At 61.4% G+C, this 24247-nt stretch carries 23 protein-coding genes; 9 read left to right on the top strand and 14 right to left on the bottom strand.

The window, feature by feature from the left end:
- Nucleotides 1–23 precede the first annotated feature (23 nt).
- The gene (locus HF027_RS09035) at nt 24–1619 is read right to left on the bottom strand and encodes a solute:sodium symporter family transporter (protein WP_168014902.1); all 1596 of its coding nucleotides are present in this window, start codon (nt 1617–1619) and stop codon (nt 24–26) included.
- 250 nt (nt 1620–1869) lie between these two features.
- Entirely contained in the window at nt 1870–2088 is a 219-nt protein-coding gene (locus tag HF027_RS09030; protein ID WP_136253879.1) for a hypothetical protein, read from the bottom strand.
- Between the two features lie 144 nt (nt 2089–2232).
- Between HF027_RS09030 and HF027_RS09025 the strand changes: the two genes are divergently transcribed.
- The gene (locus HF027_RS09025) at nt 2233–2781 is read left to right on the top strand and encodes a DUF924 family protein (RefSeq protein WP_168014900.1); all 549 of its coding nucleotides are present in this window, start codon (nt 2233–2235) and stop codon (nt 2779–2781) included.
- Nucleotides 2782–2998: 217 nt separating this feature from the next.
- Nucleotides 2999–3241, top strand: coding sequence for a GlsB/YeaQ/YmgE family stress response membrane protein (locus HF027_RS09020; protein WP_136253877.1), 243 nt, complete (start codon nt 2999–3001; stop codon nt 3239–3241).
- 131 nt (nt 3242–3372) lie between these two features.
- Here HF027_RS09020 and gabT read toward each other — a convergent pair whose 3' ends face one another.
- Together gabT and HF027_RS09010 are read right to left on the bottom strand one after the other, a co-directional pair.
- Nucleotides 3373–4671 (bottom strand): 4-aminobutyrate--2-oxoglutarate transaminase, encoded by a 1299-nt coding sequence (gabT, locus tag HF027_RS09015; protein WP_168014898.1) that lies wholly within the window; start codon nt 4669–4671, stop codon nt 3373–3375.
- A gap of 29 nt (nt 4672–4700) precedes the next feature.
- Nucleotides 4701–6122, bottom strand: a complete 1422-nt coding sequence (locus HF027_RS09010; protein WP_245184621.1) for an NAD-dependent succinate-semialdehyde dehydrogenase — start codon at nt 6120–6122, stop codon at nt 4701–4703.
- A 267-nt stretch (nt 6123–6389) separates the two neighbouring features.
- Here HF027_RS09010 and HF027_RS09005 point away from each other — a divergent pair, with 267 nt between their 5' ends.
- The 3 genes from HF027_RS09005 (at nt 6390) to HF027_RS15800 (ending at nt 10024) form a co-directional block, all read left to right on the top strand.
- Nucleotides 6390–8867 (top strand): DUF1266 domain-containing protein, encoded by a 2478-nt coding sequence (locus HF027_RS09005; RefSeq protein ID WP_168014894.1) that lies wholly within the window; start codon nt 6390–6392, stop codon nt 8865–8867.
- A gap of 183 nt (nt 8868–9050) precedes the next feature.
- Nucleotides 9051–9659 (top strand): C40 family peptidase, encoded by a 609-nt coding sequence (locus tag HF027_RS09000; protein ID WP_168014892.1) that lies wholly within the window; start codon nt 9051–9053, stop codon nt 9657–9659.
- Nucleotides 9660–9727: 68 nt separating this feature from the next.
- A complete protein-coding gene (locus HF027_RS15800; protein ID WP_209316429.1) occupies nt 9728–10024 on the top strand; it encodes a hypothetical protein in 297 nt (98 codons plus the stop codon).
- A gap of 26 nt (nt 10025–10050) precedes the next feature.
- Here the strand turns inward: HF027_RS15800 and msrA are convergent, their stop codons facing one another.
- A complete protein-coding gene (gene msrA, locus HF027_RS08990; RefSeq protein ID WP_168014890.1) occupies nt 10051–10716 on the bottom strand; it encodes a peptide-methionine (S)-S-oxide reductase MsrA in 666 nt (221 codons plus the stop codon).
- A 282-nt stretch (nt 10717–10998) separates the two neighbouring features.
- Here msrA and HF027_RS08985 point away from each other — a divergent pair, with 282 nt between their 5' ends.
- The 3 genes from HF027_RS08985 to HF027_RS08975 are packed head-to-tail and all read left to right on the top strand — an operon-like array spanning nt 10999 to nt 14532.
- Entirely contained in the window at nt 10999–13230 is a 2232-nt protein-coding gene (locus tag HF027_RS08985) for an FAD-dependent oxidoreductase (protein ID WP_168014888.1), read from the top strand.
- The gene (locus HF027_RS08980) at nt 13208–13834 is read left to right on the top strand and encodes a CDP-alcohol phosphatidyltransferase family protein (RefSeq protein WP_168014886.1); all 627 of its coding nucleotides are present in this window, start codon (nt 13208–13210) and stop codon (nt 13832–13834) included. Before HF027_RS08985 ends, HF027_RS08980 begins: the two co-directional genes overlap by 23 nt.
- Nucleotides 13831–14532: a DUF3047 domain-containing protein gene (locus HF027_RS08975; RefSeq protein ID WP_245184618.1), complete on the top strand. Its 702-nt coding sequence runs from the start codon at nt 13831–13833 to the stop codon at nt 14530–14532. Before HF027_RS08980 ends, HF027_RS08975 begins: the two co-directional genes overlap by 4 nt.
- Nucleotides 14533–14652: 120 nt before the next feature.
- On the opposite strand, the gene HF027_RS08970 is transcribed toward HF027_RS08975, so the two are convergent.
- Nucleotides 14653–15135, bottom strand: a complete 483-nt coding sequence (locus HF027_RS08970; protein WP_168014884.1) for an FKBP-type peptidyl-prolyl cis-trans isomerase — start codon at nt 15133–15135, stop codon at nt 14653–14655.
- Nucleotides 15136–15351: 216 nt separating this feature from the next.
- On the opposite strand from HF027_RS08970, the gene HF027_RS08965 reads away from it, so the two are divergent.
- A complete protein-coding gene (locus tag HF027_RS08965; RefSeq protein WP_168014882.1) occupies nt 15352–15636 on the top strand; it encodes a hypothetical protein in 285 nt (94 codons plus the stop codon).
- A gap of 210 nt (nt 15637–15846) precedes the next feature.
- Here the strand turns inward: HF027_RS08965 and HF027_RS08960 are convergent, their stop codons facing one another.
- The 8 genes from HF027_RS08960 to mnmA form a co-directional block, all read right to left on the bottom strand.
- Nucleotides 15847–16329, bottom strand: a complete 483-nt coding sequence (locus HF027_RS08960) for an outer membrane lipoprotein (protein ID WP_168014880.1) — start codon at nt 16327–16329, stop codon at nt 15847–15849.
- Nucleotides 16330–16611: 282 nt separating this feature from the next.
- Nucleotides 16612–16830, bottom strand: coding sequence for a hypothetical protein (locus HF027_RS08955; RefSeq protein ID WP_136253866.1), 219 nt, complete (start codon nt 16828–16830; stop codon nt 16612–16614).
- 432 nt (nt 16831–17262) lie between these two features.
- Complete coding sequence (locus HF027_RS08950) at nt 17263–18861, bottom strand: isocitrate lyase (RefSeq protein WP_168014878.1); 1599 nt, start codon at nt 18859–18861, stop codon at nt 17263–17265.
- 342 nt (nt 18862–19203) lie between these two features.
- Nucleotides 19204–19644, bottom strand: a complete 441-nt coding sequence (locus HF027_RS08945) for a GNAT family N-acetyltransferase (protein WP_168014876.1) — start codon at nt 19642–19644, stop codon at nt 19204–19206.
- Nucleotides 19641–20846, bottom strand: coding sequence for a cupin domain-containing protein (locus HF027_RS08940; protein WP_168014874.1), 1206 nt, complete (start codon nt 20844–20846; stop codon nt 19641–19643). Before HF027_RS08940 ends, HF027_RS08945 begins: the two co-directional genes overlap by 4 nt.
- Nucleotides 20847–20956: 110 nt before the next feature.
- Entirely contained in the window at nt 20957–22324 is a 1368-nt protein-coding gene (gene purB / locus HF027_RS08935; RefSeq protein ID WP_168014872.1) for an adenylosuccinate lyase, read from the bottom strand.
- A gap of 57 nt (nt 22325–22381) precedes the next feature.
- Complete coding sequence (gene hflD / locus HF027_RS08930) at nt 22382–23017, bottom strand: high frequency lysogenization protein HflD (protein ID WP_168014870.1); 636 nt, start codon at nt 23015–23017, stop codon at nt 22382–22384.
- Nucleotides 23014–24156: a tRNA 2-thiouridine(34) synthase MnmA gene (gene mnmA, locus HF027_RS08925; protein WP_168014867.1), complete on the bottom strand. Its 1143-nt coding sequence runs from the start codon at nt 24154–24156 to the stop codon at nt 23014–23016. Before mnmA ends, hflD begins: the two co-directional genes overlap by 4 nt.
- Nucleotides 24157–24247 lie beyond the last annotated feature (91 nt).

The raw sequence follows: 24247 nt of genomic DNA, 5'->3' as shown, positions 1-24247 counted from the left end.
AGGCTTGCTTACATACTCGCCGGTCAGCCGGCGAAGGCGACATAGATGGCGATCACCAGGATCACCAGCACAATGCCCGAGGGTACGGCACCTTTCCAGGGCGTCAGGTCGACGGCCTGGCTGTCTTCCTGCACCCAGTCGGTGGCACGGGGACGCAGCTTGCCGATGAGCAGCATCACGGCGACCAGCAGTGCGAAGACCGCGGCCACGAAGTGGAACTCACTCATGATGGTCGGCAGCTTGTTGAACGGTGGCACGAAATAGCCGGCGAAGATCAACAAGCAGCCGCCTACGAGGGCGATCTTGGCGGCCAGCGGCGGCACGCGCTTGGTCAGCAGACCGACGATCACCACGGCGAGGATGGGGATGAAGTAGATCGCATTCATCTTCTGCAGATAGCCGAACAGGCTTTCCTGACCGGCCAGTAGCGGCGCAATGGTCATCGAGGTGAAGGCCATGATCCAGCCAAACACCTTGCCGCAGTTAACCACCTGTTCTTCGGTGGCATCCTTCTTGAACACCCCCTTGTAGATGCCCAGGCTGAAGATGGTGGTGGTGCTGTTCAGCGCGGAGTTGAAGGACGACAGAATGGCGCCGACCATCACGGCGGCGAAGAAGCCGGTGAGGTAGGGCGGCAGCACGTCGAAGACCAGATGCCCGTAGGCTTCATCGGCGGCCACGCCCTGATCGGCATAGAGGTGGTAGGCGATGATGCCTGGCAACACCAGGTAGAGCGGCCCCAGCAGCTTGAACAAGCCGGTCAGCAGTACGCCCTTCTGACCTTCGGCGAGGTTCTTGGCGGCGAAGGTACGCTGGATGATCTGCTGGTTGGTCGTCCAGTAGAAGAGGTTGATCAGGAAGACACCGGTGAACAGGGTAAAGAAGGGCACCTGCTGGTCGGAACCGCCGATCGAGTTGAGCTTGTCGGGGTTGGTTTCCTTGAGGATCTCCCAGCCGGCGAACACGCCACCGTCGTCGCTGACCGCCTGCAGGCCGAAATAGACAATCACGAAGCCGCCGACCAGCAAGCCGATACCGTTGAGCGTATCGGACACGGCAACGGTGCGCAGGCCACCAAAGAGCGCGTAGATCGAGCCGATCAGGCCCACGACCCAAACAGTCAGCCACAGCAGAGCATTACTGGACTCGATGCCGGTCAACCCTGACAGATCGAGCATGCCCTGCAGACCAATGGCCCCGGAGTAGAGAATGATCGGTAGCAGGATGACCGCGTAGGCGATCAAAAAGATCACATTGGTGATCAGCTGAGTGCCGGCATCGAAGCGGATCGACAGCAGTTGGGGCAGAGTGGCGATGCCGCTCTTGAGAAAGCGCGGCAGGAAGAACAGTGCCAGGGCCACCAAGGCGATGACCGCGACGACCTCCCAGGCCATGACGCTAAGGCCATCGCTGAAGGCGGCACCGTTTAGCCCCACCATCTGCTCGGTGGACAGGTTGGTCATCAGCAGCGAGCCGGCGATCAGCGGGAAGGTCAGAGTGCGACCTGCCAGAAAATAGCCTTGGGTACTTTGATGGTCGTCCCGCCGGGTGATCCGCCAGGTAATAAAGGCGACCAGGCCGGTGAAGAACACGAACGACGCGAGGGTCAGGGCATGCACGGCGTAATAATCCTTAAACTGATGGCAAGAGAGGCATTTTTGCCGCTCATGTGCCGAGGAGTGGAGTAACTTTACATAGTGGGGCGATCCTAGGCAGCCTTAGACTAAAGCTCTATCCACCTTTCGTCTAAGGCTGCGACAGGCAGCGTCATTTGCTGGCCGCTATGGTCGTCTCACGCCGTCAACATAGTGCTTTGGTCTGCTTTGTCGCCACCGTTTTTCAGCAACGTGCTGGTGCGTCGTTCGATGATCAGTCTGGGACGATGGGGGTGACCGGCGGTGGGGGGATAATGCCGAGCAACTGGGCGAGCATGGGGCTGGCCGCGATCAGGAACCCAAGGACGGCGAGCACCTGACCGAGGCGTTTTCGCTGCGGGGTCCGTGCGATCGTAAGCCCGATCAGGCAAGTGACGAGGCCAAGGGTATGCAGCACCAGCGTCAATACGGGCAAGAGATTATGCAGTGGCATAGGGCGTCCTGTTGAGTGCCGCTTGGGAGAGAGGCGTAGAGTCAACTAGGATGAGGCAGGGATTTCAATACGATCAAGGCCTTTCGGCTGCCAGCTTCGCAGCCGGTATCGACTCTGATATGGACAGCCAGTTAGGAGAGGATGATGGTCGACGCTAAGCCGGAAGCGGTACTCGACTTCTGGTTCGAGGAACTGACGCCCAAGCAGTGGTTCGCCAAGGATGAGGCCCTGGATGCCTTGATTGCAGCGCGCTTCGAGCCCGTATGGGCTGCTGCCTGCCGCGCTGAGCTTTGGGCATGGCGATCGACTCCGCAGGGACGCCTGGCCGAGATCTTGGTGCTGGATCAGTTCTCGCGCAATATGCACCGTGATCATCCGCTGGCCTTTGCTCAGGATACACTGGCGCTAGTACTGGCCCAGGAGGCCGTAGCCCAAGGGGCCGATCAGGCACTGACGACGCGTCAGCGACCCTTTCTGTATATGCCTTACATGCACAGTGAATCCCTGCCGGTGCATGAGGAAGCGTTGAGGCTTTTCGAACAGCCGGGGCTTGAAGAAAGCCTGCGCTTCGAGCATCGCCATCACGATATCCTGCTGCGGTTTGGGCGCTATCCTCATCGCAACGCTATCCTGGGTCGGGAGTCCAGCATCGAAGAGCAGGCATTTCTGGAGCAACCCGGTTCGGGGTTTTGAGTCGTGGACGTGAGGGGCGGGTCGATAGCTGCCAGTGGGCATGTGAGTACCAGGTGGGTGCTCAAGGTGCGCTGCCAGTCGACATCTTTTCAGGGCACTGTTTCAGCGATGCTGTTTCAGAAACACGGCGCCATAGGCACTATGTCAGATAGCACCAATGAAAAAGGCGCTATCTGGAAGTGATCAGGCAACACCTCAACGCAAAGGAGAGCATCTTATGGGTTTTATCGCATGGTTGATCATTGGCGGTCTGGCCGGCTGGATTGCCGGTAACATTATGCAAGGCGGCGGGTTCGGCCTGCTGGGCAACATCGGCGTCGGCGTGGTCGGTGCCCTGGTGGGCGGTTTCCTGTTCAGCCTGCTGGGGCTTTCTGCCGGCGGTTTCATCGGCTCGCTGGTCACGGCGACAGTAGGTGCCGTGGTGCTCCTGTGGGTCATCGCCAAGGTCAAGAGCGGCTGACCCCGCTATCGTGACGTGCTGAGCCTCTTGTCGTGGGACAGCGCTTGGCAACAGCATAAAAAACCGCCCGGCCAATTGGCCGGGCGGTTTCATTTCAAGGCTTTTCCAACCTCGTCATCGGGAAATGACGATCAGGCAGTGGCGGCGCTCTTGCTGCCGACCAGCTCCTTGAGGGTCTCTTCGATGATGGTCAGGCCTTCCTCGAGAATCTCGTCCTCGATGGTCACCGGCATCAGGAAGCGGATGGTGTTGCCATAAAGGCCGCAGGACAGGAGGATCAGCCCCTTCTCGCGTGCCTTCTTGCACAGGGCGCCGGCCAGGTCGGCGTCCGGCGTATGGTTGGCCTTGTCGGACACCAGGTCGATGGCGGCCATGGCCCCCATGTTGCGGCCGTTGTCGACGCAATCGAAGTCCTGCTGCCACTGCTCGAAGCGCTTGGCCAGCTTGTCACCCAGGGCCTGGCTCTTGCCGAGGATATCTTCTTCCTCGAAGGCTTCGAGCACAGCAAGGGTGGCCGCGCAGGAAACGGGGCTGCCGGTATAGGTGCCGCCGAGAGAGTTGGGGCCGCAGGCGTCCATGACCGTGTCAGTACCCACGACAGCGGAGATCGGCATGCCGTCGGCCATGCTCTTGGCCATGGTGATGATGTCCGGCTCGACGCCGCTGTGCTCGATGGCGAACAGCTTGCCGGTACGACCGAAGCCTGACTGCACCTCGTCGATGATCATCATCATGCCGTGCTCGTCGCAGATCTCACGGATCTTCTTGAGAAAGCTCGCCGGCGCCGGATAGAAACCACCTTCACCAAGGACCGGTTCCAGCACGATGGCGGCGGTATCCTTGGGATTGGCATCAGTCTTGAGTGCCATCTTCAGGCCGCGTATGGCTTCGTCTTCGCTGACGCCGTGGTACGGCACCGGGTACGGGGCGCGGAAGACGTTGCCCGGCATGCTGCCGAAATCGGTGGCGTAGGGCGCGACCTTGCCGTTCATGGCCATGGTCATGAAGGTACGGCCGTGGTAGCCGCCGTCAAAGCAGATGACGTTGTTCTTGCCGGTGGCGCCGCGTGCGATCTTGACCGCGTTTTCCAGTGCCTCGGCGCCGGAGTTGGCCAGCATCACCTTGCCATGACCGCGCACGGGCGTGACCTGGCTGAGCTTCTCGGCAACCTTCACGTAACCTTCATAAGGCATCACGGTCTGGCAGGTGTGCATGACCTTGTCGAGCTGGTCCTTGACTGCCTGCACGACCTTCGGGTGACGGTGGCCAATGTTGAGCACGCCGATGCCGCCAGCGAAATCGATAATGCGGTTGCCATCAGCGTCCCAGATCAGCGCATTCTCGGCGCGATCGGCAAACTGCGTGGCCGGGCTAGCGGCCCCATTGGCCACATAGCGCTGCTTGAGTTCGTTGAGTTGGGCGTTGTTCATCAATCTCTCCTGTCGGATTCACCTGGTGCTCAAAGGCCACCAATACAGACATACTTGAGTTCAGTGTAGTCGTCCAGGCCGTGACGTGAGCCCTCACGGCCTAGACCAGATTCTTTGATACCGCCGAAGGGTGCCAGCTCAGTCGAGAGGATCCCTTCGTTTATCCCCACCATGCCATATTCCAGCGCCTCCATCACATGCCAGATGCGGGCATAGTCACGGGCATAGAAGTAGGCCGCCAGACCAAACTCGGTGGCATTGGCCATGGCGATGGCGTCGGCATCGTTCGTGAAACGGAACACCGGCGCCAGAGGGCCAAAGGTCTCTTCGCGAGCGACACGCATTTCTGGTGTCACGTCGGCAATCACCGTCGGCTGATAGAAGGTACCGCCAAGCGAGTGAGGTTCACCGCCGCAAATCAGGCGGCCACCGTGCTCGAGTGCATCACTGACATGCGACTGCACCTTTTCCACCGCCGCTTTATTGATCAGCGGCCCCTGGCTGACACCGTCTTCGAGTCCATTACCTACGCGAAGTTCGCTGACGCGGGCGGCCAGCTTCTCGACAAAGGCATCATAGACCCCGTCCTGGACCAGCAGGCGGTTAGTGCACACACAGGTCTGGCCGGAGTTGCGGAACTTGGAAGCAATGGCGCCTTCCACGGCGGCGTCCAGGTCGGCATCGTCGAAAACGATAAAGGGCGCATTGCCGCCAAGCTCCATGGACGCCTTCTTGACGGTGCCGGCGCACTGCTCGAGCAGTTTCTTGCCGACCGGCGTGGACCCCGTGAAGGAGACCTTGCGGACACGTGGGTCGGTCGTCAGTACTTCGCCGATTTCCGCGGGCTTGCTTGCTGTGACCACATTCAGCACACCGGCGGGCAGGCCGACGTCCTCGGCGAGTTTGGCCAGTGCCAGGGCGGTCAGCGGCGTGGCTTCGGCGGGCTTGATGACTACCGTGCAGCCGGCAGCCAGGGCCGGGGCGACCTTGCGGGTGATCATCGCCAGCGGGAAGTTCCAGGGCGTGATGGCGGCCACCACGCCAATGGATTCCCGCATCACCATCAGGCGCTTGTCATCACTGTGGCTGGGCAGCGTCTCACCGGCCATACGCTTGGCTTCTTCGGCGTAATATTCGATGAAATTGGCGCCATAGGCCACTTCGCCCATCGATTCGGCCAGCGGCTTGCCCTGTTCCTGGGTCATCAGGCGCGCCAGCGGCTCCTGGTGAGCCATCACCGCATCGAACCAGCGACGCAGGAGTGCCGAACGCTCCTTGGCCGAACGCTTGCGCCAGGCTGGCCAGGCCGCATCGGCGGCGGCCACGGCGTCGCGGGCTCCATCGCCATCCAGGTCTGCGACCTCGGCGATGGTGTCGCCGGTAGCGGGGTTGGTCACGGCAAAGCGCGTCGGCGCATCGCACCACTGACCGTTGATATAGGCCTTGGACATCAGCAGATCGGACGACATTGTGTAAAGAGCTCCGGGGGTTGTTGGTGTCATATTCAACAAGTGTGCATTATTTACAACAAACCGCCAAGCCTTATCTCGGCGATCCGTCAAGGCTTTTCCGAGAGACGAAGCCATGCCGGCTGATCCAGGTCATCATTGCGCTGGTTCAGTAGGCAGGGATCGGCGAATCCCCCAGTTTCCGCTAAACTAGGCGCCGAAAATCCCTATGGTTGTCTTGATGACAACCTGCGCGTGGAGAGGTGAGTCTTGGTCGATCCCCTGAGTGCCTGGTGGGCTCAACAACTTGTGCTGTGTGACTGGGCCTTTTCGCCCGATCCGACGGCCATCGAGCCATCCTTGGCCGTTCAGCGACTCGCTGAGATGGAGGTGGCGGATCGCGGCGAACTGGGCTGGCAACTGGTCGAGGCCTTTTCTCCTGGAGCGGTGAATCCGGTGGGCCATCTGGAAAGCCTGGAACTGCTGGCGCTTGCGGTGGCTGCCGGATGGCTGCCGGTCGAGCAGGCCCGTGCCTGGGTGGCACGGATTGCCGATGATATCTGTGCTCACTGCAATACCCTTGAGGACTGGCTAGTAGCGCTGCGCCAGGCACGAGGCGCGCTTGGCTGGGAGCGTGGAGACGATGGTTTCCTGGAGGCCTGCCATGCTCTATCAACGCTGGAACGTGAAGGTGCCGGCATCACCTGGGAGGTGCTCGCCGAAACGCTAAGACGTCTGCCCCAAGCGCCGTTGTGGCCCTCGGCGCCCACTGAGCAGGCCTGGCGGCTACGCGCCGCCTTTGCACCCGTGCTGGTGGCCGGTGCCGACGAGGCGCTGGATGCCCCCCAGGCGAGGGCCTTTCTCGCCGATGAGTGGCAGGTTCATGACCGCGATGGTCTGGTGCGCCTGCTGCTGTGGCTTGCCGGACAGGGCGATCGCTATGCCTGGGATCTGGATGCCACACGGCTGCTCGAGGCCTCCGTTGAACAACGCGACGCCTGGCTCGCGGGGCAGAAAGGCGGCGCAGTAGCCTCCGGCAAGGTGCTGCTTGGCTTCCTGTCACGTGGCGAAACGCTGGAATGGGCGGCCTGGGACTGGCTGCGGCTGGTCGATCTGGCCTATACCGGCCTGGCACTTGGCTGGCTCGCCCAGGCAGAGGCGGACGCCTTTGCCCATCATGCTCTGGATCTGATCACGCGTCGCTATAGCGACTGGGTCGCAATGGTCACGGCCTATCAGCGGGGGCGCAGTCTCTTTGAGGGCAGCGACAAGATGGCCGCGCTCAATCAGGACTGGGCGTTATTGTTGCAGTCACCGGCAAGCCCCTGGCAAGAACCGCTCAAGGCCTTGCAGGACGATGCCAACCGTGAGGCATCACAGGCGGCGATGCGGACCTGGCGTGCCGATGCGCGTCACTGGGTGCTGGCACTGGCCTCGGTACGTGAACCCGAGCTATTGCTTCGCCAGGGGCCGAGGCCATCCCTGGCGGAAAGTGTCTACAAGGATGCGCAGCACTATCTGAAGGAAGTGCTCGGCCTCTATCCCGATGACGGTGTCGCCGGACTTGCCCGCTACTGGCTGCCGGCACAGGCCCATCACCTCAACCAGCTGGCGGCCGACGCGGACCACAGTGCGCTGCCAAGCCTGGTCACACCCTTCGGGCAGCCAGCCGCAGAGGGGCTCGCTCAACGCGATGCCCTGAAGGGCTGCAGTCGCTTTTCGGCCACCGTTCATATGGCCGAGAAGTACGCCTTCTATCTGCAGATGGCCGATGACAGTGGGGAGTTCGATGCCGAGGGACTTTCACGGCTGGCAGAATCGTTACGGGGCGTTTTGTGCCGTTTCTATCCGGATGCTCGGCGGCTGCTCAACGCCTGGGCCTGTTGGGAGGCCGCGCTGCCCGAGCCGCCGCTGGAGCAGAGCACCCCGGTGTCGCTTGCCCACGAAATCCGCTGGCATAGAGATGACCCGGGCAGCCCCTTTCACTGGCTGGACTGGCGGGCAGGGGCCAGCTGGCAGGAGCCCGGCCCGCGACTCAGCCTGCCGCGCTTCACTGCGCTGGCGCTGGTCGGGCCGCTCAACGGCGGCGCCTGGAGCGAGCCGCTGCCTGAGAGCGCCCGCGAGGTGGCGGCCATTCAGGAATGGATGGATGGTCATTATGGCTTGCAGGACGGCGAGGCACTTCGGGAGTTTCTCGACTTCCTGCTGAGCGCTGGTGATCGTCAGGAATACCAGATCAACTACGCGCCCTACACCCTCAATGCCGCAAGGCTCGCATCGGAAATCGCCACACTTGAGAGCGATGACTGCAGCGAAGACGAGCGTAACCATCTGCTGCGCCTCAAACGCATCCGCGACAACGAAGCAGGCTGCAATACCTTCGATATGGCGGCCTGGGATATTGCCCAGGCCGTGGATCTGGCGATCGCCGGCCGCCAACTGGCGTGGTTGAGCGAGGCACAGTTTACCTCTGCCCTCGATCAGTCGGCGACGCTTGCCGCGAAGCATTATCCGGGGTGGCAGGCCTATGCCCGGGGGCTTTATGCCGGTTTCTCGTTTTTCATGGGGGAAACCGAGGAGCGCAAGGCGTTTCTGTCGAGCTTCCGCGAGGCGCTGGTGAGCTGGCTGACCGGGGCGCCGCCACTGGCGGGCCCCTGGGCGAGCCTGGATTTTCCGGGCGCTCGGCCGCGCCACTGGGCGCCTCTGCATATCGACACATTGCCGGGTGATGCGCGCACCCTGCACTAGCGTATCAGGGGCATCGTGAGCGGGTGCTCGCCATGAGCATTGCGCGTAAAAGCTCGTCATACCTTGCAGTAGGCACTATCATGGTCGGCTTGTCGGTCTCGATACTATTGAGACTCTTACAGATCAGTCACTTACCACGGAATCGCCGCGTTGCGATCCGGCCACAGAGAGGAGGTCAGCACGATGTCGCGGATTGCCGTCACCACAGCGCTTCTCGCCCTGCATGCCGGACTCGCTGGTTGCGCGACATCGCCGTCACCCGCGCCCAAGGTTCCCTCGGATTACTTCGCCACCCAGCTACCGGGACTTTCCAGCGGGCCGATGTCGCCCGTGGATAACCCGCTGCTCGATCATCAAGGTCTGGAACAGCCAAATCGAGAGGTGGTTCGGGAGGCACTGTATGAGGAACATGAACGCTGGTTAGGCACGCCTTATCGGCTGGGCGGCGAGAGCCGCCATGGTATCGACTGCTCGGCGTTGATTCAGACCATCTTTCGCGAGCGTTTCGACACCGAACTGCCGCGTACCACCTCACAGCAGGTGAATCAGGGACAACGTATCAAGCGCGGCGCGCTGAAAGCGGGAGACCTGGTGTTCTTCCGCCCGCCCGGTACTTATCACCATGCCGGTATCTATGTCGGCGACGGTTTCTTCTTGCATGCGTCCTCGTCTCAGGGGGTCTCCCTGTCGCGTCTCGACAATAGCTACTGGCGTCGCTACTACTGGCAGGCGCGCCGCCCATTGGCGCCCACGCAACTCGCTCAGCGAGCGCTCCTGGCTACCAGCGGCTGATCTGAGGTTGTCACCAGGGTGTCTCGATGCGGCCCGGTCTCTTGCGAGTGCCCCATGACTGACATCTCATGATTCAAGCTCACAGGCGTGATCGGTGGCGTACTACCCTGGTTCTCTGCCTGGGCTCCTTCATCGTCTTCATCAATCGCTACGCTCCCCAGCCGCTGCTGCCTGAACTGCGCGCCACTTTCGGCGTCTCCACGCTGATCGCAAGTCTTGTCATGTCGTGTGCGACCCTGGCATTAGCCGCCTCACATCTGGAGGCAAGTCCTGGTGGCTTTTATCTGGGGCCTTTCTGGCAGCTGGGCGGCTGGTGTGAGCTTGGCCGCCGAACTGATGCTTATTGCTACTGCCGCGCTGAGTAGCTGGCTATGGCGATGCGGTCGGTCAGTTACGACCACCCCTTGAGCGCCCCCTGGGTGCCAGCCTCATCGCCCCACACTTCTTCCAGACGATCGACTCGGCCACAGGCAGACTTGTAGAAGTTGTATCTGAGGCTGTTGGTCTTGTAGTAGTTCTGGTGGTAATCCTCGGCGGGATAGAAGGCCTTGAAGTCCTCGATCTGCGTGGCGATCTCGCGATCAAAGCGAGCCTGCATTTCATCAAGACTCGCCTTCGCCATGGCTCGCTGGTCTTCGTTCATGGGGAAAATCGCGCTGCGATAGGATTTTCCGGCATCGCAAAACTGGCGATCGACGGCGAAGGGGTCAATGTTGCGCCAGAAAACCTCGAGAAGTTGGTCGTAGCTGACATCGTCAGGGTCATATTCCACCCGCACGACTTCGGCATGGTCGGTGCGTTCCGCAGAGACCTGCTGATAGGTCGCGGTGTCTGCGGCGCCGCCACTATAGCCCGATGTGGTCTCGATTACGCCTGGTACCTTGTCATAGGCTTCTTCCATGCACCAGAAGCAGCCACCAGCGAAAACCGCATCCTGGGGGGCCGCGGCGAGTGCATTGGCTGAAGCGCCGATGGCCAGTGCTAGCGGCAGCGCCTTGAAGAGGCGTTGAACCGCCGGGCTAATGAGGCGTGTAGCAGCATGCTGGTAGTGCGCCATGATCAATCCCTTTGTGTTGGTGGGTGGTCGTTGGATGGGAACGCTGCGCAAGGGTTCCCTGCCAGAGATCTCAATATTCGCCAGAAGTTGGCGTTGGCGTTCTTGATGGGCGCAAAATCGGTTGCCTGACCGCAGTCGTTATTGGCAAGTGATAGCTCGCCTGTCGCCATCGGCGCCAGTCGCCTGCATCCGGTCTGTAAGGAAGCATCCAGGTGTGTGACTCAATGGGCATGGCTGGCTCTTGAGTCGCTACCGTATTCGTCATGCTAAGGAGTTATTCTGTTGAACCGACAACGCCTCGTCATTCTTGCCCTCATTGCCCTGGTAATAGGCGCCTTTTACTTGAGTGGCGCCCATGAGTTTCTGACCCTTGACGCCATAAAGGCTGAGCAGGCCCGCTTCCAAGCCTGGCTTGCCGATGATCCCGTGACCGTAATCGGCGGCTTTTTTGCCCTTTACGTCGTGATGGCAGCGCTGTCATTGCCGGGGGCCACCTTGTTGACCTTGCTCGGCGGGGCGCTGTTCGGCCTGGGGTTGGGCTTGGTGATCATTTCCTTTGCCAGCACCATTGGGGCGAGTCTTGCTTTTCTGATCGCCCGCACCCTGGCTCGCTCGCCCCTGGAGCGGCGCTTTTCCCGTCAGCTCGATCGCATCAATCGCGGTATCGAACGGGAAGGCGCCTTCTATCTGTTCACGCTGCGCCTGATTCCTCTGTTCCCGTTTTTTGTCATCAACCTGGTGATGGGACTGACCCGCATGCGGCTGGTCACCTTCTACTGGGTCAGTCAGCTGGGGATGTTGCCGGGGACGGCAGTCTTCGTTAATGCCGGCCGGGAGTTGGGAACCCTCCAATCGCTGGACGGGGTTCTGTCTCCAGGCCTGCTGGCGTCCTTCGCGCTGATCGGTGTCTTCCCCTGGTTGGCTCGCTGGATCGTGGATATCGCCAAGCGTCGGCGGATTGCCCGCCAGTATGGCAAGCCCAGGCATTACGACTACGACATCGTGGTCATTGGCGGCGGCTCGGCCGGCCTAGTGGCGAGTTATATCGGCGCGGCGGTCAAGGCCCGGGTAGCGCTGGTCGAGCGCGACAAGATGGGGGGCGACTGCCTGAATACCGGCTGTGTCCCGTCGAAGGCACTGATTCGATCGGCTCGGCTCGCTCAGGAGATGCGCGAGGCTAAACGGTTCGGACTTTCTGCCGCAGAACCTGAGGTCGACTTTTCTGCGGTGATGGGCCATGTCCATCACGCCATCGAGGAGGTCGAGCCCCATGATAGCCCCGAGCGCTATCGCGGCCTCGGCGTCGAGGTCGTTCATGGCAATGCCTGGCTGCAGACACCCTGGGAGGTACGTGTCGGCGAGCGGGTGTTGACCACACGGCATGTGATCGTTGCTACTGGCGCTCGGCCGCGGGTGCCTGATCTAGAAGGCCTGGAAGAGCGCGATGTACTGACATCTGACAATCTCTGGGCGCTTGAATCCTTGCCCGAGCGTCTCGTGGTGCTGGGCGGTGGATCGATCGGCTGTGAGCTGGGTCAGAGCTTCGCCCGGTTGGGCAGCCGGGTGACGATGGTGGAAAGTGGCCCCCAGTTGTTGGCGAAGGAAGATCGCGATATCGCCCGTGTGGTGGAGGCGAGACTCACGCGAGAGGGCGTCCGGCTGGCGTTAGGTGCGCGTGCGGTTCGGGTTGAGCCGGGTCCGAGTCATGGCGACAGTGGTCGGGTGCTGGTCATCGAGCGTAATGGCGAGCAAGGCGTGGAGACCGAGCACCTGATCTTTGATCGTCTGCTGGTGGCGGTAGGCCGGGTGGCCAATGTCAGTGGCTTCGGCCTTGAGCAGCTGGGGGTGCTGCCAAGACCAGATGGCACGATTGATGTAGACGGAACCCTGCGCAGCCTGCATCCGAATATCTGGGCCTGTGGTGATGTGGCTGGCCCCTTCCAGCTGACCCATGCCAGCGCTCATCAGGCCTGGCATGCCACGGTCAACGCGCTGTTCGGTGAGTTCAAACGCTTTACGGTAAGCTATCGCAATCTGCCGGCTGTGACCTTTTGCGACCCCGAGGTGGCAAGGGTGGGGCTCAACGAGCGTGAGGCTGCCGCTCAGGGTGTAGACGTTGAGGTCACGCACTATGCCTTTGCAGAGCTCGACCGAGCGATCGCCGACCAACACACCGAAGGCTTCATCAAGGTGCTCACCGTGCCAGGCAAGGACCGGATTCTGGGGGCCAGCATTGTGGGCCACGGCGCCGGTGAGCTACTGGGTGAGTACACGCTTGCCATGACGCACGGCATTGGCCTGAACAAGTTGTTGGGTACCGTCCATCCCTATCCGACATTCTCTGAAGCCGCCAAGGCGAGTGCCGGGGTGTGGAAGAATGCCCATAAGCCCGAGCGGCTGTTGGGCTGGCTTGAGCGCTACTTTGCCTGGCGGCGCCGCAGCGCTCACTCGTCGGCAGCCTCGCCATCATTGACCAGAAGGGGCGCCAAGCATGCTCGACCGTTGGACCAATGAGTGGATCAAGCCCCCGCTGGCTGGCCTTGCCAAGGGGCTTGCTGGACGTGGCGTGACCCCCAACCAGGTGACGGTGGCTAGCTTTCTGATTGGCATGCTGGCGCTGCCGCTACTGGCGTACCAGGCCTATGGCTGGGCGCTGGCGGCGATTCTTCTCAACCGCCTGGGTGATGGCCTGGATGGCGCCTTGGCGCGCCACACCGGGCATTCAAGCGATGCCGGCGGATTTCTGGATATCGGGCTCGATTTTCTGTTCTATGCCGCCGTCGTGCTGGGGTTTGCCCTGGCCAACCCGCAAGCCAATGCACTGGCGGCCGCATTTTTGCTGTTTGCCTTCATGGGGACCGCTAGCTCCTTTCTGGCCTTCGCGATCATGGCGACTAGACACGAACTCTCGCGGCCCAGCTTCGAGAACAAGGCCTTCTACTACCTGCATGGCCTTACCGAAGGTACCGAGACCATCCTGGCCTTCGTGCTCTTCTGTCTATGGCCGGAGCACTTCGTGGTGCTGGCCGTGGTGTTTGCTGCGGCCTGCCTGCTGACGACCGGCACTCGGCTATGGGGCGGCTTTCATACCATCAAGGCCCGAGAGGGACGCGCATGAGTCAGGAGAAACGGCACGTCACATCGACCCTCGCAGGGCTAATGGGCGTGCTGCTGGCAAGCGGGGCGTCGGTTTTCTTTTCGCCACCGCTGCTGGCCGCCGAGACGGCTTTCAGTCCAAGTGACATTCAAAACTGGCCGACAAGCTCTTTCGACGGAGAGACCGATTACCAACTGGTAGAAGAGCAGGGGGAGCAGGTGCTTCAGGCACGGGCCCGTGGCCAGGCGTCGGCCAAGTACCTGGAACAGGACATCGACCTGAATCGCACCCCCTATCTGCACTGGTGCTGGCGCGTTTCGTCGGTCTACCCAGGACTTCGTGAAACGACCAAGGCCGGTGACGACTACCCGGCGCGGGTCTACGTGGCGCGCAAGACCGGCTGGTTGCCGTTCCAGGTGCAGTCGGTGAACTATGTCTGGTCATCGAATCAGCCAGCGGGCAGTGCCTGGGCGAATGCGTTTACCGACCGCGCTCAACTGCTGGCATTGCAGGGTAAGGAAGCGCCGGTTGGCGAGTGGATGGCCGAGGTGCGCGATGTGCAAGAGGATTTCCATCGCTTGTTTGGCGAGCGGCCTGAGCGCCTGAGTGGCGTTGCCCTGATGACCGATGGTGATAATGCGGGAGGGGATGCGACGGCCAGTTATGCACGGCTTCATTTTTCCGATTCGCCTACCCCGTCGCGCTGCCCGGGTCGGTAGGTGGCGGGGCTGATGCATCGCTGATTCTGGCTCGCAAGCAACATATGATGCACAAAAAAGGGGCAGCCCGTGGGCTGCCCCTTTTGCGTGTCAGCGTTAGCTGAAGCAGTGCGGCAGAGCTTAGTGCTCCACGCCACCTTCGCCGTGCACGTGGCCGTGCTCGACTTCTTCGTCGCTTGCTTCACGCACTTCGGCGATTTCGACGTCGAAGTTCAGATTCTGGCCGGCCAGCGGGTGGTTGCCATCGACGGTGACGGTGTCGCCTTCAACCTGAGTCACGGTGACCATCAGCGGGCCGCCCTGAGTCTGAGCCTGGAACTGCATGCCCGGCTGCACGTCTTCGACACCCTGGAAGGCATCACGCGGCACTTCCTGAACCAGGCCTTCCTGGACTTCGCCGTAACCTTCTTCCGGTGTAACGGCTACCTGCAGCTTGTCGCCGTCAGCTTTACCTTCGAGCTCTTTTTCCAGGCCCGGGATGATGTTGCCGGAACCGTGCATGTAGGTAAGCGGCTCGCGACCTTCGGAGCTGTCCAGCACCTCACCAGAATCATTTTTCAGGGTGTAGTGGAACGCGACTACGGAGTTCTGCTGAATTTGCATTGGGGGACCTTTCGGTGAGTGCATGTCGCGCTAATGGTAACGCGATGGTGCAAGGGCTGTCAGGGGCGGCTGGGATTTTTTCAGCTTCTAAGGGTAGATCATGACGTTGATTCAAGCCTGTGAGTGGCAGTTGCGTGCAGCGCGGGGCAGGGATACCCTGAGTCTGATTTTCCATCACCCTTACATCTGACCAAAATCCCGCTGGAGAGAATGTCCATGACCGTGACGCTGATCTGGCTGATCGCCTTTGCCGTGATCCTGTTGTTGACCGTTAGGAGCTGGAGCGGGGGGTTGGGAACCTTCTTCGAGCAAAAAATGCCGTCGCTGCTGGTCAGTGGTGGCGATGATCGCTGGGTCTGGTGCCCGGCCATTGCCGTGCTGGGCGCCACTGCCTTGGTGCGCCCGGTCGATATGTTGTTCACCGTGATCCTGTTGGCGTTGATCGTGTGGCTGGGCAAGAGCCTGGTTGGCTGGGTCATGAACCGGGTCAAGATGCACTGAGCCAAGGTACAGAGCCTGGCTACTGATCCTGGGCACTGATTCCTCGGCGAGCCCCGGGTAAAGCCCTTGGATGGTTAGCGTCGACGTCACGCTGGGTGGCAACGACTGAAAGTAACGACAAGGCCCGCGAGCATGCTCGCGGGCCTTTTGCGTTCTGAGGGCTTGTCAGGTTTTTCTTGTCAGGTTCTCAGGCGGGTATTGTGTTTCGTTTCAGTAGGGCGCGACGCTTAGGTTGGCGCCGCTGCCAATCAGCCGCACCCGCTGGCCGACCTGGAAAGCGCGATCGGCTTTCTGCACCACAATGACGCTCTGTCCATTGTCGCGACGAATTTCCATCTCCCAGGCGGCGGTTCGGTTGGCCGTGTCCTCGATCTTCTTGCCGGCCACGCTACCGCCAATTGCACCGGCTGCTGTCGCAAGTGTCCTGCCCGAGCCGCCACCAATCTGGTTGCCCAGCAGACCGCCGATCACGGCGCCGCCAATGCCGCCGAGCGCACCGCTGTTCTGGTCGCCTGCTTGAATCTGCACCTGGCGAAGTGCGGTGATGGTGCCATAGCTCACCGTCTGGGCGGTCTGCGCCTGGTTGCCACGGTACACATCACCCGAATAGGGGCTGGTGTTGGCACAGCCAGCGAGCGTCAGTAGGCCGGCGGCCAACAGAGGGAGCAGGGCGTGTGTCTTGAGGTGGGGCATGGGAAGGTCTCCTGTTGATGGCGCATAGGGATGACAGGGTGTGCGCCAAATCAATATAGAACGCTGTTTGATAATGAGTCTAACGCCATTCCCGGCGCTCGACCAGTCGCTCGTTGGCTGAGAATTCCTGTCGTATCCTTAGCATTGCCTGTCCAGGGCACCTTGGGCAAGGAGTGAGTTTAGAAAGGTGAGGCGTTACCCCTTGCGTGTTTCACCATGAAAAAGCCCATCCCGCATTGCGGGATGGGCCAATGGTCAGTCGTTCATTAGCGCCGGGAAGGATTATTCCTCTTCGAGTGTTTGCGTATCACCGGTCAATACTTCGTCCCAGGCATCGTCGAGTGAGTAGCCTGCACGGCTATCGACAGTGTCGATTACCTCAACGGCGTGCTGCAGGGATTCCCCGTTGCCTTTCAGGGCAACCACCAGTTTGGCGAGTTCCTGCTTGCTGAATGTGCTGGCAATGAGATCGGCTTGGTGGGTCAGTTCGATGCAGTTCATGTGTAACACCTTTTGTGCAGTGGCCATTCACGATGGCGTTTATGTGGCGTTTGCTACTCATGCCGGGCCGGGTAAGAGCCCGATGCTGCAGATGCGAAGTGGTCACAAGCTTGGTAAGACCATCGCCCAAGGCGCTTGGATCATCAATAGCAGCGCCCGTGTTGTAGCTCAGTGCAGGAGAGCGTTAATCGGGGTAGCGATGCGCTTACCTGTGCTGTGACTTGACTATGGTGCAGCACAGCAGAATCAACCATGCCTCATTGGCATCACGTCGTGTTGTAGCCTAACTACAGGAAGTGATTTACGTCGTTGATGTTGTCGATATCTTTCATGAAATGCCGGTTTTGTTGCCAAGGTTTAGCACCATTGAAAAGGGGAAGCCGATTGGCTTCCCCTTAGTGGAGCGATACCGTTAGTTGGGCGCGTAGCGCCTCAGGCGAACTGGTTCATGGTGTTGTCCTTGCCGCCTGCCTTGAGTGCGCCTTCGCCGGAGAAGTACTCCTTGTGGTCGTCGCCGAGGTTCGAGCCGGCCATGTCCTGGTGCTTGACGCTTGCCAGGCCCTTGCGGATTTCCTGGCGCTGTACCCCTTCGACATAGGCAAGCATGCCTTCCTCGCCGAAGTAGCCCTTGGCCAGGTCGTCGGTGGACAGCGCTGCCGTGTGGTAGGTGGGCAGGGTGATCAGGTGATGGAAGATGCCCGCTTCACGCGCGGCATCGCGCTGGAAGTTGCGCGTCCAGTCGTCGGCTACCCGGCCAAGCTCGGTGTCATCGTAGAGGGCATTCATCAGGTCGCCGCGATCATAGGCGCTGACGTCTCGGCCCTCTTGCTCCCAGGCATCAAAGACCTGTTGGCGGAAGTTGAGTGTCCAGTTAAAGGAGGGCGAGTTGTTGTAGACAAGCTTCGCATCTGGGCAGACCTTGCGGATGCGATTGACCATGCCGGCGATCTGGCCGACGTGTGGCTTCTCGGTTTCGATCCAAAGCAGGTCCGCGCCATGCTGTAGCGAGGTAATGCAGTCCAGCACGACACGGTCTTCACCGGTTCCCGGTTTGAACTGATAGAGGCCATTGGCCAGGCGTACGGGCTTCCTGAGTGCCCCGTCGAGCTTGATCAGGGTATCACCCTCGGCAACGTCGTCGGCCGAAGACACGGCAGTGGTCTCGAGGAAGCGGTTGTACTGGCTGGCCAGGTCGTCAGGCTCCTGAGAGACCGGGATCTTCTGGGTCAGGCCCGCGCCCAGGGAATCAGTGCGGGCGACGATGACACCATCGTCGACGCCGAGCTCGAGAAAGGCATAGCGGACGGCATTGATCTTGGCCAGGAAGTCTTCGTGGGGCACGGTGACCTTGCCGGCCTGATGACCGCACTGCTTGGCATCCGAGACCTGGTTCTCGATCTGGATGCAACAGGCGCCGGCTTCGATCATCTTCTTGGCTAGCAGGTAGGTGGCCTCTTCGTTACCGAAGCCGGCATCGATGTCGGCGATGATCGGCACGACATGGGTCTCGAAGTTATCGATCCGGTCCTGAACGGCGCGGGCATTGACTTCATCGCCCGCCGCTCGTGCCTCGTCCAGTGCCTTGAACAGGTGGCCCAGTTCCCGGGCATCGGCTTGGCGCAGGAAGGTGTAAAGCTCCTCAATCAGCGCCGGGACACTGGTTTTCTCGTGCATCGACTGATCCGGCAGCGGTCCGAACTGCGAGCGCATTGCCGCGACCATCCAGCCTGACAGGTAGAGATAACGCTTGGCAGTGGTGCCGTGATGACGCTTTACCGCCAGCATTTTCTGCTGCCCGATGAAACCATGCCAGCAGCCCAGCGATTGAGTGTACTGGCTGGTATCTGCGTCGTAGGCCGCCATGTCGCGTCGCATGATGTCGGCGGTATAGCGGGCGATCTCAAGCCCCGTACGAAATCTATTCTGGGTCTGCATGCGCGCCGCGTACTCGGGATTGATGGTGTCCCACTTGCCGTCTTGGGCGTCGCGCAGGGCGGTCAGGGTCTGGATTGCATCTTGGTATGCTGACATGGAGCCATCCTCATCGGTCGGTTCGGTAGTTCCTGACGGCGGCATGTGGTGCTGATTGGGCCATGCTGCGCTGCAGGATACGTCAAGCGTTGATCAGGCAGGCGATCTTGTCTGTGCTGCCTTGGTCGAAGGGGATAGGGCATTAATTGTGGTGTAGTCGCAACAGATGTCGGTAAGTAAAACGATTGTTTTAATGCCACCCTTATATCGACTATGGCCCATCATGGCAGGAGATGACCATGGTTACTTAGCGGTAGAGGGCGTTGTAGTAAGACTACAAGCCGGCTGGTTTTCGGCCTCGGTTGTAGTCTTGTTTCGGGGAGATAGGGGAAGGGGTTTGAATCAGTTGCCTAGCTCGAGGCGCATATTGCGATGCGGTATGCCGGCGTCGAGAAATTCGTCGCCGAAGGCGATAAAGCCCAGGCGTTCGTAGAAAGGCAGTGCCTGAAGCTGGGCGGCAAGCTCGACATGCGCGTGGCCTTGGGTGCGGGCGGCCGTGATGGTGGCCTGCATCAGGGCCACGCCGATACCCAGGCCACGGGCCTCGGCCAGCACGGCAACACGCCCGACATGACCGTCGGGCAGCAGCCGGGCGGTACCCAGCGGGGTCGTGCCATGCCAGGCCAGAAAATGCAGGCAGTCACCGTCGCGACCGTCCCACTCTTCCTCTATGGGAACGGCCTGTTCTTCGATGAAGACCACCCGGCGGATTTCGCCGGCAATGTCTCCAAGCTCGCCCCAGCTCCCCTGTTGCAGGACGAGCTCAGCGATGGACTCGCTCATTCGTCATCCTCTTCAAAGGCGCCATCGCCGGGCCAGCTCAGGCTGCCGCGATCGAGCAGGCCGGCGATCAGCGCCGCGGCGCCGGGGTAGTCGAGGATATCGGCGTCGATGGAGGCATTGGACGCCATTGCCTGAGCCAGGCCCGGGGAGCAGACAAGGCCATCGCCGTCGACGAACAGGGTCGCTTGGTTGTCGTCCAGTGCGCGCCAGGCAAAGCGTGAGCCCAGGGTGCGTTCCAGATATCCGCCGGCCTCGAGCTCGGCGACGAGCTCCTCGACCGGCGTCGGCGATTCCTGTGGCACCAGTTGATCGACGTATTTGGGCTGAGTCATCACCCGGCCGAACCACTGGGCCAGTTGGGTGGGGTCGTCGAGGGTCTCGAGAATCAGCCGACGCATGCGCTCAAGCGCCTCGTCGTTCAGCTCACCGGGATCGGCGGGCGGCGTCATGCCGGCATCGCTGTACCGCTTGGAAGACGGAAGCGTTTCTCCCAGGTAGTCGGCGAAGGAGGTGACGGCTTCATCGGCGGAAAGCGCCCGAAAGCCCACCGAGACGGTCATGCAGTCATCGGACTGGCTGATGCCGTGGTGGGCTTGGCCCGGGGGCAGATAAAGCATGTCGCCGGGTTCGAGCACCCAGTCCTTGCCGGGCGCGACCTCGAAGTGCTCGAGGATGCGTAGATCGATGCCCTCGATGATCGGTGCCTCATCGTCGGTCGGCCCACCCAGCTGCCAGTGGCGTTGCCCGCTGGCTTGTAGCAGGAAGACATCGTACTGGTCGACATGGGGGCCGACACTGCCGCCCGGCGGAGCGTAGCTGATCATGATGTCATCGAGACGCCAGCGCGGCACAAAGCTGAAGGTTTCCAGCAGGTTGGCGACTTCGGGGATATAGTGGTCCACGGCCTGTACCAGCAGGCTCCAGTTGCTCTCGGGCAGGCGTGAGAAAGTGGCCTCATCGAAGGGGCCATGGCTGACTTTCCATGGCCGCGGGTTGCCCTTGGCATCCTGGCCGTGTTCTTCGACCAGGCGTGCTTCGATGCCCTCCTCGCAGGCAAGGCCTGCCAGTTCGTTCGGCGACAGCGGGCTCTCGATGTCTGGAAAGGCACCACGAATCAGCAGCGGCTTGCGCTGCCAGTACTGGTCAAGAAAGTCGGCGGCACTGAGGCCGCCAAGCATGGGCAAGGGCGTGTCGGCAGGCATGGTGTGGAGTCCTCGGGTGAAGGCAAACAGGCGCTGGCGCGAGCCAGCGCCTGTCGGTGACGCAGTGCGTGGAGGCCCATAATGGGCCGTCCGTGTCGGCTTTTACAGGCTTAGAGCGCCTTGGCCTGTGCCGCGGCATTGCCAATATAGGTGGCCGGGCTCATGGCCTTGAGTTCGGTCTTGACGTCGGTTGGCAGCTCAAGCGTTTCGATGAAGGTAGCGAAGCCGACCTGGTCGATGCGCTTGCCGCGGGTCAGTTCCTTGAGCTTTTCGTAAGGCTTCTCGATGCCGTAACGGCGCATCACGGTCTGAATCGGCTCGGCCAGCACTTCCCAGCTGTTGTCCAGGTCGGCATTCAGGCGCTCCGGATTGGCCTCGAGCTTGCTGATACCCTTGAGGCTTGCCTGGTAGGCGATCAGACCCTGGGCCAGGCCGGTGCCGAGGTTCCTGAGCACCGTGGAGTCGGTCAGGTCGCGCTGCCAGCGGGAGATCGGCAGTTTCTGGGCCAAATGGCTCAGCACAGCATTGGCGATGCCCAGGTTACCTTCGGAGTTCTCGAAGTCGATCGGGTTGACCTTGTGCGGCATGGTCGAGGAGCCGATTTCCCCGGCTACGGTGCGCTGCTTGAAATAGCCCAGCGAGATATAGCCCCAGACGTCGCGATCGAAGTCGATCAGGATGGTGTTGAAGCGGCACACGGCATCGAACAGCTCGGCGATGTAGTCGTGCGGCTCGATCTGGGTGGTGTAGGGGTTGAAGGTCAGCCCCAGTTCGGTGACGAAAGTCTCGGCGTTGGCCGCCCAATCGATGTTCGGGTAGGTCGCCAGGTGGGCGTTGTAGTTGCCCACCGCCCCGTTGATCTTGCCCAACAGCTCGACCTGCTCGATGTGCTGGAGCTGGCGGCGCAGGCGCGCGGCGACGTTGGCCATTTCCTTGCCCAGGGTGGTGGGGCTTGCCGTCTGGCCATGGGTGCGCGAGAGCATCGGCTGGTCGGCGTGCTCGTGGGCGAGGCCCACGATCGCCTCGGTGACGTCATGCATCACCGGCAGCAATACCTCGTTCAGGCCACCGCGCAGCATCAAGGCGTGGGACAGGTTATTGATGTCCTCGCTGGTGCAGGCGAAGTGGATGAACTCGGTGACGGCGTTGAGCTCGGCGTTGTCCTCGACCTTTTCCTTCAGGAAGTACTCGACCGCCTTGACGTCATGATTGGTCGTGCGCTCGATGTCCTTGATGCGCTGGGCATCCTCGACGCTGAAGTTGGCGACGATGGCGTCGAGCCAGGCGCTGGCATCGGCCGATAGCGCCGGCACTTCCTTGATGCCGTCATGGGCGGCCAGGCGCTGCAGCCAGCGCACCTCGACGGTAACGCGAGCACGGATCAGACCGAATTCACTGAAATGCTCGCGCAGGGCTTCGGTCTTGGTGCCGTAACGGCCGTCGACGGGGGAAAGAGCGGTGAGGGCAGAAAGTTGCATGACAGTCATCCAGTGCGGTGAGGAAAAAGGGCTTTGGGCCGAGCAGCAGGTCAAGGATTAGCTGAGTTCATCGAGGGCGCGCCGCATGGCGCCACGCTGGAAGATCAGTTTCCAGCGCCGACCACCCTGCTGATGCCATAGCAGGGCGAAGCGTACGCCGGCCAGCAGGGCGGCTCGCACCCGCTCCGGCATCATGCGCTGTTGCAGGAGACTCGGCTCGCCCTGCACCACGATGCGGTAACGGAAGGTCGAGATGGTGTCCTGATAAATCTCGCCAAGGCTTGCCACCACGTTCTCGTGGGTATCGCCGAAATGGCTGGCCTGGCCTTGAACGCGGGTCAGCCGGGTACCGAGGGTGTCCATCATCTGCGGGTTCTTGCGCAGCTTCTGCGACAGCAGCAGCAGCGAGAAACCGTAACGCAGCACCACCGGGTTGGCCTGGCGCTTGCCGACCACGGCGTTCAAGGTATCCAGGCCCTGGCGCAGGTAGTTGGGGTGGCCGCCGTAGATGGCCTCGAAGCTTTCCGGGTCGGTGTCGACGGTGGCGCGGATCAGTGTCTGCCAGGCGCGTTCGTCGACCTGGCCGGTGCGAGCCAGCTCGTCGACCACGACCGCAGCCTGGAAGACACCGGCCAGGGCCAGTACCTGACGGCTGATGGGGGAATCCGGTGCACGATGAATCGGCGTGGTCATGAGCGGCGCTCCTTGTCCTGCCAGGTGTTAAGGATCACGCCGCCGCCCAGGCAGATGTCGCCGTCGTAGAGCACCAGCGATTGCCCCGGTGTCACGGCGCGCTGAGGGTCATCGAAGATGACCTCGACACCGCCGTCCTCTCGGGTGCGCATGAAACAGGCGACATCCTCCTGACGATAGCGGGACTTGGCCATGAAGCGACCCTCGATGGCGGGCGCTTCGCCGGCGACCCAGTCCATCGGCTCGGTGATCAGCCGATTGCTGTAGAGCAGTGCATGGTGCTTGCCTTGCACGGCAATCAGCACGTTGCGCACAAGATCCTTGTGGGCCACATACCAGGGGGCGTCCGGGTGGTTTGGCAGGCCACCGATGCCGAGACCCTGGCGCTGACCCAGGGTGTAGTACATCAGGCCGATATGCTCGCCGATGACCTCGCCTTCGGGGGTCTCGATGACACCCGGCTGGGCCGGCAGATACTGGCGCAGGAAATCGGAGAAGCGCCGCTCGCCGATGAAGCAGATGCCGGTGGAATCCTTCTTGCGCGCCGTGACCAGGTCATGACGCTCGGCGATGGCACGAACCTCGGGCTTCTCCAGCTCGCCCACCGGGAACAGCGTGCGGGCGATCGCGGCTTCCGGCACGGCGTGCAGGAAGTAGCTCTGATCCTTGTTGGTATCCAGGCCCTTGAGCAGGCGCGGGCGGCCCTGGCGCAGGCCTTCGCGCACATAGTGGCCGGTCGCGATCTTCTCGGCGCCGAGCATCTCGGCGTACTCGAGGAACACCTTGAACTTGATCTCGCGGTTACACAGGATATCGGGATTCGGCGTGCGCCCGGCCTGGTACTCGGCAAGGAAATGCTCGAAGACGTTATCCCAGTACTCGGCGGCGAAGTTGGCCGTATGCAGCTTGATGCCAAGCTTGTCGCAGACCGCCTGAGCATCCGCCAGGTCCTCCTTGGCGGTGCAGTATTCGGTGCCGTCGTCCTCGTCCCAGTTCTTCATGAACAGGCCTTCGACCTGGTAGCCCTGCTCCATGAGCAGGACGGCGGACACGGAGGAGTCGACACCGCCGGACATGCCGACGATGACCTTGCCCGCCGTGGGGGCGTGCGCGGCGGATGACCCGGCAGCAACTGACATAGGCGCTCTCGACGTCATGAGGGGAATGGAGTGGCGTTAAATGGGCGGGGATTATACACGATAGTGACAGGCTGCTTCGACCACGTGTTGC

Origin of the sequence: Halomonas salinarum, from assembly GCF_012062845.1 — a bacterium.
Lineage (GTDB): Bacteria > Pseudomonadota > Gammaproteobacteria > Pseudomonadales > Halomonadaceae > Onishia > Onishia salinarum.
This window is presented reverse-complemented; position numbering and strand designations above follow the sequence as displayed.

What these genes read in the sequence shown, in the direction of transcription:
- HF027_RS08950 (WP_168014878.1), bottom strand. Translation starts at nt 18,861, where the DNA reads ATGTCAGCATACCAAGATGCAATCCAGACCCTGACCGCCCTGCGCGAC.
- msrA (WP_168014890.1), bottom strand. Translation starts at nt 10,716, where the DNA reads ATGGCGCACTACCAGCATGCTGCTACACGCCTCATTAGCCCGGCGGTT.
- hflD (WP_168014870.1), bottom strand. Translation starts at nt 23,017, where the DNA reads ATGACCACGCCGATTCATCGTGCACCGGATTCCCCCATCAGCCGTCAG.
- HF027_RS09010 (WP_245184621.1), bottom strand. Translation starts at nt 6,122, where the DNA reads ATGTCCAAGGCCTATATCAACGGTCAGTGGTGCGATGCGCCGACGCGC.
- purB (WP_168014872.1), bottom strand. Translation starts at nt 22,324, where the DNA reads ATGCAACTTTCTGCCCTCACCGCTCTTTCCCCCGTCGACGGCCGTTAC.
- HF027_RS08965 (WP_168014882.1), top strand. Translation starts at nt 15,352, where the DNA reads ATGACCGTGACGCTGATCTGGCTGATCGCCTTTGCCGTGATCCTGTTG.
- HF027_RS08955 (WP_136253866.1), bottom strand. Translation starts at nt 16,830, where the DNA reads ATGAACTGCATCGAACTGACCCACCAAGCCGATCTCATTGCCAGCACA.
- HF027_RS08940 (WP_168014874.1), bottom strand. Translation starts at nt 20,846, where the DNA reads ATGCCTGCCGACACGCCCTTGCCCATGCTTGGCGGCCTCAGTGCCGCC.
- HF027_RS08980 (WP_168014886.1), top strand. Translation starts at nt 13,208, where the DNA reads ATGCTCGACCGTTGGACCAATGAGTGGATCAAGCCCCCGCTGGCTGGC.
- mnmA (WP_168014867.1), bottom strand. Translation starts at nt 24,156, where the DNA reads ATGTCAGTTGCTGCCGGGTCATCCGCCGCGCACGCCCCCACGGCGGGC.
- gabT (WP_168014898.1), bottom strand. Translation starts at nt 4,671, where the DNA reads ATGAACAACGCCCAACTCAACGAACTCAAGCAGCGCTATGTGGCCAAT.
- HF027_RS09030 (WP_136253879.1), bottom strand. Translation starts at nt 2,088, where the DNA reads ATGCCACTGCATAATCTCTTGCCCGTATTGACGCTGGTGCTGCATACC.
- HF027_RS09025 (WP_168014900.1), top strand. Translation starts at nt 2,233, where the DNA reads ATGGTCGACGCTAAGCCGGAAGCGGTACTCGACTTCTGGTTCGAGGAA.
- HF027_RS15800 (WP_209316429.1), top strand. Translation starts at nt 9,728, where the DNA reads ATGATTCAAGCTCACAGGCGTGATCGGTGGCGTACTACCCTGGTTCTC.
- HF027_RS08960 (WP_168014880.1), bottom strand. Translation starts at nt 16,329, where the DNA reads ATGCCCCACCTCAAGACACACGCCCTGCTCCCTCTGTTGGCCGCCGGC.
- HF027_RS08970 (WP_168014884.1), bottom strand. Translation starts at nt 15,135, where the DNA reads ATGCAAATTCAGCAGAACTCCGTAGTCGCGTTCCACTACACCCTGAAA.
- HF027_RS08945 (WP_168014876.1), bottom strand. Translation starts at nt 19,644, where the DNA reads ATGAGCGAGTCCATCGCTGAGCTCGTCCTGCAACAGGGGAGCTGGGGC.
- HF027_RS09000 (WP_168014892.1), top strand. Translation starts at nt 9,051, where the DNA reads ATGTCGCGGATTGCCGTCACCACAGCGCTTCTCGCCCTGCATGCCGGA.
- HF027_RS09020 (WP_136253877.1), top strand. Translation starts at nt 2,999, where the DNA reads ATGGGTTTTATCGCATGGTTGATCATTGGCGGTCTGGCCGGCTGGATT.
- HF027_RS08975 (WP_245184618.1), top strand. Translation starts at nt 13,831, where the DNA reads ATGAGTCAGGAGAAACGGCACGTCACATCGACCCTCGCAGGGCTAATG.